Source organism: Escherichia sp. KTE31, from assembly GCF_000407925.1.
Lineage (GTDB): Bacteria > Pseudomonadota > Gammaproteobacteria > Enterobacterales > Enterobacteriaceae > Escherichia > Escherichia ruysiae.
In genome coordinates this window covers 213,930-227,199 of sequence record NZ_KE136725.1, presented here as the reverse complement: position 1 = coordinate 227,199, position 13,270 = coordinate 213,930, and the positions used below count along the sequence as shown (strand labels likewise).

The window sequence follows — 13,270 nt, the reverse complement described above, 5'->3', positions numbered from 1 at the left end:
AGACCATGACCTTAAAAGAATTGTTAGTAGGTTTCGGCACCCAGGTTCGTAGTATCTGGATGATCGGCCTGCACGCGTTCGCCAAACGCGAAACGCGAATGTACCCGGAAGAGCCGGTCTATCTGCCGCCCCGTTATCGTGGTCGTATCGTTCTGACCCGCGACCCGGACGGCGAAGAGCGTTGCGTAGCCTGTAACCTCTGCGCGGTAGCCTGCCCGGTCGGCTGTATCTCGCTGCAAAAAGCAGAAACCAAAGACGGTCGCTGGTATCCGGAATTTTTCCGCATCAACTTCTCACGCTGCATTTTCTGTGGTCTGTGCGAAGAAGCCTGTCCGACCACGGCGATCCAGTTAACCCCGGATTTCGAAATGGGGGAATACAAGCGCCAGGATCTGGTTTACGAGAAAGAGGATCTGCTGATCTCCGGTCCGGGCAAATACCCGGAATATAACTTCTACCGGATGGCAGGTATGGCAATCGACGGCAAAGATAAGGGCGAAGCAGAGAACGAAGCCAAGCCTATCGACGTCAAGAGCCTGTTACCGTAAGGAGAGGGGCAATGGAGTTCGCTTTTTATATCTGTGGCCTGATAGCCATACTTGCGACCTTGCGAGTGATCACCCATACCAATCCGGTACACGCGCTGCTGTACCTGATTATTTCGCTGCTGGCGATTTCTGGAGTGTTCTTCTCACTGGGCGCTTACTTCGCCGGTGCGCTGGAAATTATCGTCTACGCGGGTGCCATTATGGTGCTGTTCGTGTTCGTGGTGATGATGCTCAACCTGGGCGGTTCGGAAATTGAACAGGAGCGCCAGTGGCTGAAACCGCAGGTGTGGATTGGCCCGGCAATTTTGTCGGCCATCATGCTGGTGGTGATTGTTTACGCCATTCTCGGTGTTAACGATCAGGGTATCGACGGTACGCCAATCAGTGCTAAAGCAGTGGGTATTACGCTGTTCGGGCCTTACGTACTGGCGGTTGAACTGGCTTCTATGCTGCTGCTGGCCGGTCTGGTTGTCGCCTTCCACGTCGGTCGTGAAGAGCGTGCGGGTGAAGTGCTGAGCAATCGTAAAGACGACAGCGCGAAAAGAAAAACGGAGGAGCGCGCATGATCCCCTTACAACATGGACTGATCCTCGCGGCAATCTTATTCGTTCTTGGCTTAACCGGTCTGGTTATCCGTCGCAATCTGCTGTTTATGCTGATTGGTCTGGAAATCATGATTAACGCCTCCGCGCTGGCCTTTGTGGTCGCCGGTAGCTACTGGGGCCAGACCGACGGTCAGGTGATGTACATTCTCGCCATCAGCCTCGCGGCGGCGGAAGCGAGTATCGGCCTTGCGCTGCTGCTGCAACTTCACCGTCGTCGCCAGAACCTGAACATCGATTCAGTAAGTGAGATGCGCGGATGAACATGCTTGCCTTAACCATTATTTTGCCATTGATTGGCTTCGTCCTGCTGGCGTTCTCCCGTGGGCGCTGGTCTGAAAACGTCTCGGCGATCGTGGGCGTTGGCTCTGTAGGCCTGGCGGCGCTGGTAACTGCCTTTATTGGCGTCGATTTCTTCGCTAATGGCGAGCAGGCTTACAGCCAGCCGCTGTGGACGTGGATGTCGGTAGGCGACTTTAATATCGGTTTCAACCTGGTGCTGGACGGCCTGTCGCTGACCATGCTCTCGGTGGTCACCGGTGTGGGTTTCCTGATCCACATGTACGCTTCCTGGTATATGCGCGGTGAAGAGGGATACTCTCGCTTCTTCGCCTACACCAACCTGTTCATCGCCAGCATGGTGGTTCTGGTTCTCGCCGACAACCTGCTGCTGATGTACCTCGGCTGGGAAGGCGTGGGCCTGTGCTCCTATCTGCTGATCGGGTTCTATTACACCGATCCGAAGAATGGCGCAGCGGCAATGAAAGCGTTCGTCGTGACCCGTGTGGGTGACGTGTTCCTCGCTTTCGCGCTGTTCATTCTCTACAACGAACTGGGCACCCTGAACTTCCGCGAAATGGTGGAACTGGCACCAGCGCACTTTGCTGAAGGCAATAACATGCTGATGTGGGCGACGCTGATGCTGCTGGGCGGTGCGGTCGGTAAATCTGCGCAGCTGCCGTTGCAGACATGGCTTGCCGACGCGATGGCTGGCCCGACGCCTGTCTCTGCGCTGATCCACGCTGCAACGATGGTAACCGCTGGTGTCTACCTGATCGCCCGTACCCACGGTCTGTTCCTGATGACTCCGGAAATTCTGCATCTGGTCGGTATCGTGGGTGCGGTGACGCTGGTGCTGGCAGGCTTTGCCGCGCTGGTACAAACCGACATCAAACGTGTTCTCGCTTACTCCACCATGAGCCAGATTGGCTACATGTTCCTGGCGCTTGGCGTACAGGCATGGGATGCGGCGATTTTCCACTTGATGACCCACGCGTTCTTTAAAGCGTTGCTGTTCCTGGCATCCGGTTCCGTCATTCTGGCTTGTCATCACGAACAGAACATCTTCAAGATGGGCGGTCTGCGTAAATCTATTCCGCTGGTTTATCTCTGCTTCCTGGTGGGCGGCGCGGCACTGTCGGCACTGCCGCTGGTCACTGCGGGCTTCTTCAGTAAAGATGAGATCCTCGCGGGTGCGATGGCGAATGGTCATATCAATCTGATGGTGGCAGGTCTGGTCGGTGCGTTTATGACCTCGCTCTACACCTTCCGTATGATTTTCATCGTCTTCCACGGAAAAGAACAAATTCACGCTCACGCCGTGAAAGGGATCACCCACAGCCTGCCGCTGATTGTGCTGCTGATCCTTTCCACCTTCGTTGGCGCACTGATTGTACCGCCGCTGCAGGGCGTGCTTCCGCAAACTACGGAACTGGCACACGGCAGCATGTTGACCCTGGAAATTACCTCTGGCGTGGTTGCGGTCGTCGGCATTCTGCTGGCAGCCTGGCTGTGGCTGGGTAAACGTACTCTGGTGACCTCCATTGCCAACAGTGCGCCGGGTCGCCTGCTGGGAACCTGGTGGTACAACGCCTGGGGCTTTGACTGGTTGTACGACAAAGTGTTCGTCAAGCCGTTCCTGGGTATCGCCTGGTTGCTGAAACGCGATCCGCTGAACTCAATGATGAACATTCCGGCGGTTCTCTCGCGCCTTGCGGGTAAAGGTCTGCTGTTCAGTGAGAACGGCTACCTGCGCTGGTATGTGGCATCCATGAGCATCGGTGCGGTCGTGGTGCTGGCACTGTTGATGGTACTGCGTTGAGTTAAGGATTGTGGGGTCGCCCCTGGGCATATAAGTACGTAGGTCGGATAAGCCGCCTTCGCGGCGCATCCGACACTACAACCGCAATCCGAAGAGAATTTTCTGTCGTGAGAATTCGTTGAAAATCCGGTCCTGACGGGACTTTTACAAGGAATAAAGATCGCCATGTTACTACCCTGGCTAATATTAATTCCCTTTATCGGCGGCTTCCTGTGCTGGCAGACCGAACGCTTTGGCGTCAAGGTGCCGCGCTGGATCGCGCTGATCACCATGGGATTGACGCTGGCGCTGTCGCTGCAACTGTGGTTGCAGGGCGGTTATTCACTGACGCAATCCGCCGGAATTCCGCAGTGGCAGTCTGAATTCGACATGCCGTGGATCCCGCGTTTTGGAATCTCTATCCATCTCGCCATTGATGGTCTGTCGCTGCTGATGGTCGTCCTGACCGGTCTGCTCGGCGTGCTGGCGGTACTTTGCTCGTGGAATGAGATCGAAAAATATCAGGGCTTCTTCCACCTCAACCTGATGTGGATCCTGGGCGGCGTTATCGGCGTGTTCCTTGCCATCGACATGTTCCTGTTCTTCTTCTTCTGGGAAATGATGCTGGTGCCGATGTACTTCCTGATCGCACTGTGGGGGCATAAAGCCTCTGACGGTAAAACGCGTATCACGGCGGCAACCAAGTTCTTCATTTATACCCAGGCGAGTGGTCTGGTGATGTTGATCGCCATCCTGGCGCTGGTTTTTGTTCACTACAATGCGACCGGCGTCTGGACCTTCAACTATGAAGAGTTGCTGAATACGCCAATGTCCAGCGGTGTGGAATATCTGCTGATGCTGGGCTTCTTCATCGCCTTTGCGGTGAAAATGCCGGTGGTTCCACTGCACGGCTGGCTGCCGGATGCGCACTCCCAGGCACCGACTGCCGGTTCCGTTGACCTCGCGGGGATCTTGCTGAAAACCGCCGCTTACGGTCTGCTGCGTTTCTCCCTGCCGCTGTTCCCGAACGCGTCGGCAGAGTTCGCGCCAATCGCTATGTGGCTGGGTGTTATCGGCATCTTCTACGGTGCGTGGATGGCCTTTGCCCAGACTGATATCAAACGTCTGATCGCCTACACCTCGGTTTCCCACATGGGCTTCGTGCTGATTGCTATCTACACCGGCAGCCAGTTGGCCTACCAGGGTGCGGTTATTCAGATGATTGCGCACGGCTTGTCGGCGGCGGGTCTGTTTATTCTCTGCGGTCAGCTTTATGAACGTATCCACACCCGCGACATGCGCATGATGGGCGGTCTGTGGAGCAAGATGAAATGGCTGCCAGCACTGTCCCTGTTCTTTGCGGTGGCAACGCTTGGGATGCCTGGCACCGGTAACTTTGTCGGCGAATTTATGATTCTGTTCGGCAGCTTCCAGGTTGTCCCGGTGATTACCGTTATCTCTACCTTTGGGCTGGTCTTTGCATCTGTTTATTCGCTGGCGATGTTGCATCGCGCTTACTTCGGTAAAGCGAAAAGCCAGATTGCCAGCCAGGAACTGCCAGGGATGTCGCTGCGTGAGCTGTTTATGATCCTGTTGCTGGTGGTGCTGCTGGTACTGCTGGGCTTCTATCCGCAGCCGATTCTGGATACCTCGCACTCCGCGATTGGCAATATCCAGCAGTGGTTTGTTAATTCCGTTACTACTACAAGGCCGTAAATCGCCATGACAATAACTCCACAAAACCTGATCGCACTGCTACCGTTGCTGATCGTCGGCTTGACGGTGGTGGTTGTGATGCTCTCCATTGCGTGGCGACGCAATCATTTCCTCAACGCTACGCTCTCGGTTATTGGGCTTAACGCGGCGCTGGTTTCGCTCTGGTTTGTCGGCCAGGCGGGCGCTATGGACGTTACGCCGCTGATGCGCGTTGATGGTTTCGCCATGCTTTACACCGGGCTGGTACTGTTGGCGAGCCTCGCCACCTGTACTTTCGCTTACCCGTGGCTTGAAGGCTATAACGACAACAAGGACGAGTTCTACCTGTTGGTGTTAATTGCCGCGCTGGGCGGGATCCTGCTGGCGAATGCCAACCATCTGGCGTCTCTGTTCCTCGGTATCGAACTGATCTCTCTGCCGCTGTTTGGCCTGGTCGGTTACGCTTTCCGCCAGAAACGTTCGCTTGAAGCCAGTATCAAATACACCATTCTCTCTGCCGCCGCGTCTTCTTTTCTGCTGTTCGGTATGGCGCTGGTGTACGCGCAGTCTGGTGACCTGTCGTTTGTTGCACTGGGTAAAAACCTCGGCGATGGTATGCTCAACGAGCCGCTGTTGCTGGCAGGTTTCGGCCTGATGATTGTTGGCCTCGGCTTCAAACTCTCTCTGGTGCCGTTCCACCTGTGGACGCCAGACGTATACCAGGGCGCGCCAGCTCCGGTTTCCACCTTCCTGGCGACGGCGAGCAAAATCGCTATCTTCGGTGTGGTGATGCGTTTGTTCCTTTACGCACCGGTGGGTGACAGCGAAGCGATTCGCGTGGTGCTGGCGATTATCGCCTTTGCCTCCATCATCTTCGGTAACCTGATGGCGCTGAGCCAGACCAACATCAAACGTCTGCTCGGTTACTCATCTATCTCTCACCTCGGCTATCTGCTGGTGGCGCTGATTGCGCTGCAAACTGGCGAGATGTCGATGGAAGCGGTAGGGGTTTACCTGGCCGGTTATCTGTTCAGTAGCCTCGGTGCGTTCGGTGTAGTCAGCCTGATGTCCAGCCCGTACCGTGGCCCGGATGCTGATTCCCTGTTCTCTTACCGTGGTCTGTTCTGGCATCGTCCGATCCTCGCGGCAGTGATGACGGTGATGATGCTGTCTCTGGCCGGTATCCCGATGACGCTGGGCTTTATCGGTAAGTTCTACGTGCTGGCGGTCGGTGTCCAGGCACACTTGTGGTGGCTGGTGGGTGCCGTGGTTGTCGGTTCGGCAATTGGTCTCTACTACTACCTGCGTGTGGCGGTGAGTCTGTACCTTCATGGTTCAGAACAGCCAAACCGTGATGCGCCGTCAGACTGGCAGTACACAGCAGGTGGTATCGTGGTGCTAATCTCTGCACTGCTGGTTCTGGTGCTGGGTGTATGGCCGCAACCGCTGATTAGCATTGTGCGGTTAGCAATGCCGATGATGTAAGTCGTCAGTCTGTAAGCTGAGAAAGCCGCCGACATGTTCGGCGGTTTTTTTATGGTGCCCTGACACCATCACCCAACAATAACCGTCAGCGCATGATTCCCTTGCCGTAGCATACGTCGATACGCGCTAATCAGTTTTTCCATATCAAGCATGATGGACGCAAAGAGCTGCCCCTCTAACTCTTCTGAAAAAGTCACTCCCGGATAAATCTCCATTTCATTGAGCCGCTGAATGGAAAACTTTTTACGCAGCTCATTTCGGTCGAGTGTCTCCAGGCGGTCGATAGTAGCGGCTAATTCCTGATTCCATGTCAATCCCAGGAAACCATCGATGCCCTCTTCGAGACTATGTTCACCGAGCACAGCACGACTCAGCGGATCATTTTTCGCTGGATCAAAGGCAGATGTGCCCGTCAGGCCAAAATGTAAAAAATCCCAGCGTTTATCAATATCCAGTCGCCTTGAGCCTGAAAGCGTTTCATGAATATCGTCCATTAAAGATTTTTCATTAGACTCAATCAGCTTGTTGGCCTTTTCTGAGTTTATTTCCGCAAAATACGCAATCATTCCCATCTTATTTCTCCCGTCAGATTTCCTTTTGCGCATCTTAAAACAGACGGAGAAAAATAAAATATACAAGCTGCTTTTTCTGGAGCCGCCTCGAGAAAATTTTATTATTTACTGTTGTACAACAAGGTTATAACACCATCCACCACCTGCGCCATTTTCTGATAGTTCAGTCTGTCTGCTGTATCGCCGGGCTGGTGATATTGTTTATTACGATAAAAAGCTGTGTCTGTAATCATGACGGCGGGAATATCCTGCTGCCAGTAATTAAGGTGGTCGGAGAAATCAATGCCGGGAATAAAATCAGGGGCATTAATAGAATAAACAGATAATTCTTTTGACGATAACAACGCGGCTTTTACCTGACGCACGGCGCTGATATCCTGCATTCTGCCGACCACAGCAATAAAGTCACCTCGATCGGGATAAAGCCAGGACATAGGCGAGTAAGGGGAGTTTTTTATTTATCACTACTAATGATAAATATCATGCTCAAACATATTGTTCTCTTAATAGATTTATATAAAAGTAGCCTGAACCATTGGCTGATGAAACAGGGCTATTTTGCCCTGTTATCAATTAATTAAAAATTATACGTGAAACACCGCGAAATCGCTCGCCAGTTCTGTTGCCGGGAAAATTGCCCGGCACTCGCGTAATAAATGCTGACAGCCTTTATCATCATAGCGTGAGCTGACGTGGGTAATGATCAATTTGCCGACACCCGCCTCACGAGCCAGAGTCGCCGCCTGACGGCTTGAACTGTGCCCACGGCTGTTAGCTTTGGCTTCCATCTCCATATCCAGCGTCGTTTCGTGAACCATTATGTCGACACCTTTAGCAAGATCGATTGCGGCATCGCAAGGGCCGGTATCACCGAAAATGGCGATTGATTTACCCGGCGTAGGCGCGGCTAAGTAATCAGCGCCATTAATCTGCCGACCGTCTTCCAGCGTGACTGTTTTGCCTTTTTTCAAATCCTGGAACAGCGGACCGGGTTGTACGCCGGCATCTTTTAACGCCTGGGCATTCAGCGCGCCTGGTTTATCATGTTCTTCAATACGATAGCCGTAACACTCCAGTGGATGTTCCATTGGATATGCCGTTACCTTGCGCAGGCCATCATCAACTATTTCTCCTGCCGTAATTTCAACAATTTCCAGCGGATAATCGGTCCATGAGCCGCTAATGCGTAACGCTGTCTCAACAAATTCGCGGATACCTTTCGGACCATAAATCGTTAATGGTTGCACAATGCCTGACATGGAACGACTGCATAGCAACCCGGGCAAGCCAAAAAGGTGATCGCCATGAAGATGGCTTATAAAAATCTTGTCCAGTTTTCCCGGGTTAAATGCCGTGTGCAACATCTGGTGTTGTGTACCTTCACCACAGTCAAATAACCAAAGCCCGGCTTGCGTCGGATGTTGCAGATTAAGCAATATGGCTGTGACATTACGTGTCCGGGTCGGAACACCTGCTGAAGTGCCTAAAAAAATTAATTCCATGAGTTCATCACGCTGCTGAAAATATTCCGACTAGTATAAAGCAAACAGCACAAAGGAGCCTTCCATGATCGACTGGCAAGATCTGCATCATTCTGATTTATCCGTTTCTCAGCTTTATGCCTTATTACAACTGCGCTGTGCGGTATTTGTAGTGGAACAAAACTGTCCTTACCAGGATATCGATGGTGACGATCTGGAGGGAGAAAATCGCCACATTCTCGGTTGGCATAACGGGATACTGGTGGCGTATGCGAGGATTCTGAAAAGTGACGACGAACTGCAACCCGTCGTGATTGGTCGGGTGATTGTCAGCGAAGCCTTACGCGGTGAAAAAATCGGTCAGCAATTGATGAGCAAGGCGCTGGAATCGTGTACTCGCCACTGGCCGGAGAAGCCGATTTATCTGGGGGCGCAGGCGCATTTACAAAACTTTTATGGGCAATTTGGTTTCATTCCTGTGACCGATATTTATGAGGAAGATGGTATTCCGCATATCGGGATGGCGCGCGAGGTTATTCAGGCGTAATCGATAACCGTTGTCTATAGTTAGTGGCAGGTTTTACGCAAATGGAGAACGATAATGTCTAATCAGTTTGGTGATACACGTATCGATGACGACCTGACGTTGCTGAGTGAAACACTTGAAGAGGTACTACGTTCCTCTGGCGATCCCGCCGATCAAAAATATGTTGAGTTAAAGGCGCGTGCAGAAAAGGCGCTGGATGATGTGAAAAAAAGGGTAAGCCAGGCTTCTGACAGTTATTACTATCGGGCGAAGCAGGCGGTTTATCGCGCCGATGACTACGTCCACGAAAAACCCTGGCAGGGAATTGGCGTTGGCGCGGCTGTTGGACTGGTATTAGGACTGTTGCTGGCTCGCCGTTAAAACCTCCCTACACTGGGGTACTGCATTTTTTCTGTAGTACCCCGTATAATGTGAGGCTTTTAACAGGGAGAGGTCCGCGTGCAATCACTTACTACGGCGCTGGAAAATCTACTGCGCCATTTGTCGCAAGAGATTCCTGCGACACCCGGCATTCGGGTTTTCGACATTCCTTTCCCTCTCAATGACGCTTTTGATGCCTTAAGCTGGCTGGCCAGTCAGCAAACGTATCCGCAATTTTACTGGCAACAACGTAATGGCGATGAAGAAGCTGCTGTGCTGGGCGCAATCACCCGCTTTACGTCGTTGGATCAGGCGCAACGTTTTCTTCGTCAGTATCCAGAACACGCCGACTTACGCATCTGGGGACTGAATGCGTTTGACCCGTTGCAGGGCAATCTACTTTTACCACGCCTGGAATGGCGGCGCTGTGGCGGTAAAGCCACGCTACGGCTGACGCTATTCAGTGAAAATTCCCTTCAGCACGATGCAGTTAAGGCAAAAGAATTTATCGCCACACTGGCGAATATTAAACCTTTGCCCGCGTTACGTTTAACCACCACGAAAGAACAACACTGGCCGGACAAAACTGGCTGGACGCGATTAATCGAACTGGCAACGAAAACCATCGCCGAAGGTGAGCTCGACAAAGTGGTTCTTGCTCGGGCGACTGACCTGCATTTCGCAAGTCCGGTCAATGCGGCGGCGATGATGGCTGCCAGCCGGCGGCTCAATCTGAACTGCTATCATTTTTACATGGCCTTTGATGGCGAAAATGCTTTTCTTGGCTCAACGCCTGAGCGGCTATGGCGGCGGCGAGACAAAGCTCTGCGTACCGAAGCTCTGGCTGGAACGGTAGCAAATCATTCTGATGATAAGCAGGCGCAGCAGTTGGGTGAGTGGCTGATGGCGGATGATAAAAACCAGCGCGAGAACATGCTGGTGGTGGAAGATATCTGCCAACGATTGCAGGCCGATACCCAGACGCTGGATGTGTTACCGCCGCAGATACTGCGTCTGCGTAAAGTGCAGCATCTGCGCCGCTGTATCTGGACTTCACTCAACAAAGCGGATGATGTGATCTGTTTACATCAGTTGCAGCCAACGGCAGCAGTTGCTGGTTTGCCGCGCAATCTGGCGCGGCAGTTCATCGCCCGGCACGAACCGTTTACCCGTGAATGGTATGCCGGTTCTGCGGGTTATCTCTCATTACAACAAAGCGAATTCTGCGTTTCCCTGCGCTCGGCGAAAATCAGTGACAATGTGGTGCGATTATATGCCGGAGCAGGCATTGTCCGAGGCTCCGACCCCGAGCAGGAGTGGCAGGAAATCGACAACAAAGCGGCAGGGTTGCGAACATTATTACAAATGGAATAGTAATGAGTCGCATCATTACCGATTCATATCAATAATCTATTTTTGTAGCTCCTTATACTTAGCCGCAATATTGATACCGGACAAACTCATGTCAGTAAGCGCATTTAACCGACGCTGGGCGGCGGTCATTCTGGAAGCATTAACGCGTCATGGCGTCAGACACGTCTGCATTGCCCCTGGCTCCCGTTCTACGCCGTTAACGTTAGCGGCGGCGGAAAATTCTGCATTCATCCACCACACCCATTTTGATGAGCGTGGGCTGGGGCATCTGGCGCTAGGGCTGGCGAAAGTCAGCAAACAGCCGGTGGCGGTGATAGTGACTTCCGGCACGGCGGTGGCAAATCTCTATCCGGCACTGATTGAAGCGGGGTTAACTGGAGAGAAACTGATCCTCTTAACCGCCGATCGTCCGCCGGAACTGATCGACTGCGGCGCGAATCAGGCGATTCGCCAGCCGGGAATGTTCGCCTCCCACCCCATGCATAGCATTTCACTACCGCGTCCGACGCAGGATATTCCCGCTCGCTGGCTGGTTTCTACCATCGACCATGCTCTCGGTACGCTTCATGCTGGCGGAGTCCATATCAACTGCCCGTTTGCTGAACCGTTGTATGGCGAGATGGACGACACAGGACTTGCGTGGCAACAACGTCTGGGCGACTGGTGGCAGGACAATAAACCGTGGCTGCGTGAAGCGCCTCGTCTGGAAAGTGAAAAACAGCGCGACTGGTTCTTCTGGCGGCAAAAACGCGGCGTGGTCGTTGCGGGTCGCATGAGTGCGGAAGAGGGCAAAAAAGTGGCCCAGTGGGCGCAAACTCTTGGCTGGCCGCTGATTGGCGACGTACTGTCGCAAACCGGACAGCCGCTGCCGTGCGCTGATCTGTGGTTAGGCAATGCCAAAGCAACCAGCGAGTTACAGCAGGCGCAGATTGTTGTGCAACTGGGGAGCAGTCTGACCGGCAAACGGTTACTGCAATGGCAGGCGAGTTGTGAGCCGGAAGAGTACTGGATTGTTGATAATATCGAAGGGCGACTCGACCCGGCGCACCATCGTGGACGTCGGCTGATTGCTAATATCGCCGACTGGCTGGAGCTGCATCCGGCAGAAAAACGCCAACCCTGGTGCGTTGAACTCCCGCGCCTGGCTGAACAGGCAATGCAGGCGGTTGTTGCGCGCCGTGATGCATTTGGTGAAGCGCAACTGGCACACCGCATCAGCGAGTATCTACCGGAACAGGGGCAACTGTTTGTCGGTAACAGCCTGGTGGTGCGTCTGATCGATGCGCTCTCGCAACTTCCGGCAGGTTATCCGGTTTACAGCAACCGTGGAGCCAGCGGTATTGACGGACTGCTCTCTACCGCCGCAGGCGTTCAGCGGGCGAGTGGTAAACCCACGCTGGCGATTGTTGGCGATCTCTCCGCACTTTACGACCTGAACGCACTGGCGTTACTGCGCCAGGTTTCCGCGCCGCTGGTATTAATAGTGGTGAACAACAACGGCGGGCAAATTTTCTCGCTGCTACCAACGCCGACAAGCGAGCGTGAGCGTTTCTATCTGATGCCGCAAAACGTCCATTTTGAGCACGCCGCTGCGATGTTTGAGTTGAAATATCATCGCCCGCAAAACTGGCATGAACTTGAAACGGCGCTTGCCGACGCCTGGCGCTCCCCGACCACCACCGTGATTGAGATGGTGGTTAACGACACCGATGGTGCGCAGACCCTCCAGCAGTTGCTGGCGCAGGTAAGCCATTTATGATCCTGCACGCGCAGGCAAAACACGGCAAGCCAGGTTTACCCTGGCTGGTTTTTCTGCACGGTTTTTCCGGCGATTGCCAGGAGTGGCAGCAAGTCGGCGAAGCGTTTGCCGACTACTCGCGGTTGTATGTTGATCTCCCTGGTCACGGCGGTTCGGCGGAAATTAGCGTCGATGGATTTGATGATGTCATCGACTTACTGCGTAAAACCCTTGTTAGTTACAACATGCCTAATCACTGGCTGGTGGGGTACTCGCTCGGTGGACGCGTGGCGATGATGGCGGCCTGTCAGGGGATGCCGGGGCTTTGTGGCGTTATTGTCGAAGGTGGTCATCCTGGGCTGCAAAGTGCTGAACAACGCGCGGAACGCCAGCGTTCGGATCACCGTTGGGCGCAGCGTTTTCGCACAGAACCATTAACGGCGGTCTTTGCCGACTGGTATCAACAACCGGTTTTTGCCTCGCTCAATGACGAGCAGCGCCAGGAACTGGTGACGCTGCGTAGTAACAATAATGGCGCAACGCTTGCCGCCATGCTGGAAGCAACCTCATTGTCCGTCCAGCCTGATTTACGTGCTAACCTTAGCGCCCGCACATTTGCGTTTTATTATTTATGTGGTGAACGTGACAGCAAATTCCGCGCTCTGGCGGCGGAACTGGCTGCTGACTGCCATGTCATTCCTCGCGCCGGACATAACGCGCACCGGGAAAATCCCGCTGGCGTAATCGCAAGTCTGGCGCAGATCTTGCGTTTCTGACTAAAGGACACA

13 protein-coding genes and 1 pseudogene are annotated in these 13,270 nt (G+C 53.6%); 11 read left to right on the top strand and 3 right to left on the bottom strand.

What is annotated here, in order from left to right; all coding sequences use genetic code 11:
- Positions 1 to 5 precede the first annotated feature (5 nt).
- The 6 genes from nuoI (at position 6) to nuoN (ending at position 6,410) form a co-directional block, all read left to right on the top strand.
- Complete coding sequence (gene nuoI / locus WES_RS06855; RefSeq protein ID WP_000172749.1) at positions 6 to 548, top strand: NADH-quinone oxidoreductase subunit NuoI; 543 nt, start codon at positions 6 to 8, stop codon at positions 546 to 548.
- Between the two features lie 11 nt (positions 549 to 559).
- Entirely contained in the window at positions 560 to 1,114 is a 555-nt protein-coding gene (gene nuoJ, locus WES_RS06860) for an NADH-quinone oxidoreductase subunit J (protein ID WP_000393513.1), read from the top strand.
- A complete protein-coding gene (gene nuoK / locus WES_RS06865; RefSeq protein ID WP_000612644.1) occupies positions 1,111 to 1,413 on the top strand; it encodes an NADH-quinone oxidoreductase subunit NuoK in 303 nt (100 codons plus the stop codon). Before nuoJ ends, nuoK begins: the two co-directional genes overlap by 4 nt.
- The gene (nuoL, locus tag WES_RS06870) at positions 1,410 to 3,251 is read left to right on the top strand and encodes an NADH-quinone oxidoreductase subunit L (RefSeq protein WP_001056629.1); all 1,842 of its coding nucleotides are present in this window, start codon (positions 1,410 to 1,412) and stop codon (positions 3,249 to 3,251) included. The genes nuoK and nuoL overlap by 4 nt, the downstream gene beginning before the upstream one ends.
- A gap of 165 nt (positions 3,252 to 3,416) precedes the next feature.
- The gene (gene nuoM, locus WES_RS06875) at positions 3,417 to 4,946 is read left to right on the top strand and encodes an NADH-quinone oxidoreductase subunit M (protein ID WP_000926452.1); all 1,530 of its coding nucleotides are present in this window, start codon (positions 3,417 to 3,419) and stop codon (positions 4,944 to 4,946) included.
- 6 nt (positions 4,947 to 4,952) lie between these two features.
- Positions 4,953 to 6,410, top strand: a complete 1,458-nt coding sequence (gene nuoN, locus WES_RS06880) for an NADH-quinone oxidoreductase subunit NuoN (protein ID WP_000156703.1) — start codon at positions 4,953 to 4,955, stop codon at positions 6,408 to 6,410.
- A gap of 68 nt (positions 6,411 to 6,478) precedes the next feature.
- On the opposite strand, the gene WES_RS06885 is transcribed toward nuoN, so the two are convergent.
- The 3 genes and pseudogenes from WES_RS06885 to rbn form a co-directional block, all read right to left on the bottom strand.
- Entirely contained in the window at positions 6,479 to 6,982 is a 504-nt protein-coding gene (locus WES_RS06885; protein ID WP_016158683.1) for a YfbM family protein, read from the bottom strand.
- A gap of 101 nt (positions 6,983 to 7,083) precedes the next feature.
- A pseudogene (locus tag WES_RS23730) lies at positions 7,084 to 7,437 on the bottom strand (M28 family peptidase); the annotation flags it as partial.
- A gap of 129 nt (positions 7,438 to 7,566) precedes the next feature.
- Entirely contained in the window at positions 7,567 to 8,484 is a 918-nt protein-coding gene (gene rbn / locus WES_RS06895) for a ribonuclease BN (protein ID WP_016158681.1), read from the bottom strand.
- Between the two features lie 64 nt (positions 8,485 to 8,548).
- Here rbn and WES_RS06900 point away from each other — a divergent pair, with 64 nt between their 5' ends.
- From WES_RS06900 to menH, 5 genes are all read left to right on the top strand, one after another.
- Entirely contained in the window at positions 8,549 to 9,010 is a 462-nt protein-coding gene (locus WES_RS06900; protein WP_016158680.1) for a GNAT family N-acetyltransferase, read from the top strand.
- A gap of 54 nt (positions 9,011 to 9,064) precedes the next feature.
- Positions 9,065 to 9,370 (top strand): stress response protein ElaB, encoded by a 306-nt coding sequence (gene elaB, locus WES_RS06905; RefSeq protein ID WP_000070621.1) that lies wholly within the window; start codon positions 9,065 to 9,067, stop codon positions 9,368 to 9,370.
- Positions 9,371 to 9,448: 78 nt separating this feature from the next.
- A complete protein-coding gene (gene menF, locus WES_RS06910) occupies positions 9,449 to 10,744 on the top strand; it encodes an isochorismate synthase MenF (RefSeq protein WP_016158679.1) in 1,296 nt (431 codons plus the stop codon).
- Positions 10,745 to 10,832: 88 nt separating this feature from the next.
- Positions 10,833 to 12,503: a 2-succinyl-5-enolpyruvyl-6-hydroxy-3-cyclohexene-1-carboxylic-acid synthase gene (menD, locus tag WES_RS06915; protein WP_016158678.1), complete on the top strand. Its 1,671-nt coding sequence runs from the start codon at positions 10,833 to 10,835 to the stop codon at positions 12,501 to 12,503.
- Positions 12,500 to 13,258 (top strand): 2-succinyl-6-hydroxy-2,4-cyclohexadiene-1-carboxylate synthase, encoded by a 759-nt coding sequence (gene menH / locus WES_RS06920; RefSeq protein WP_016158677.1) that lies wholly within the window; start codon positions 12,500 to 12,502, stop codon positions 13,256 to 13,258. Before menD ends, menH begins: the two co-directional genes overlap by 4 nt.
- Positions 13,259 to 13,270 lie beyond the last annotated feature (12 nt).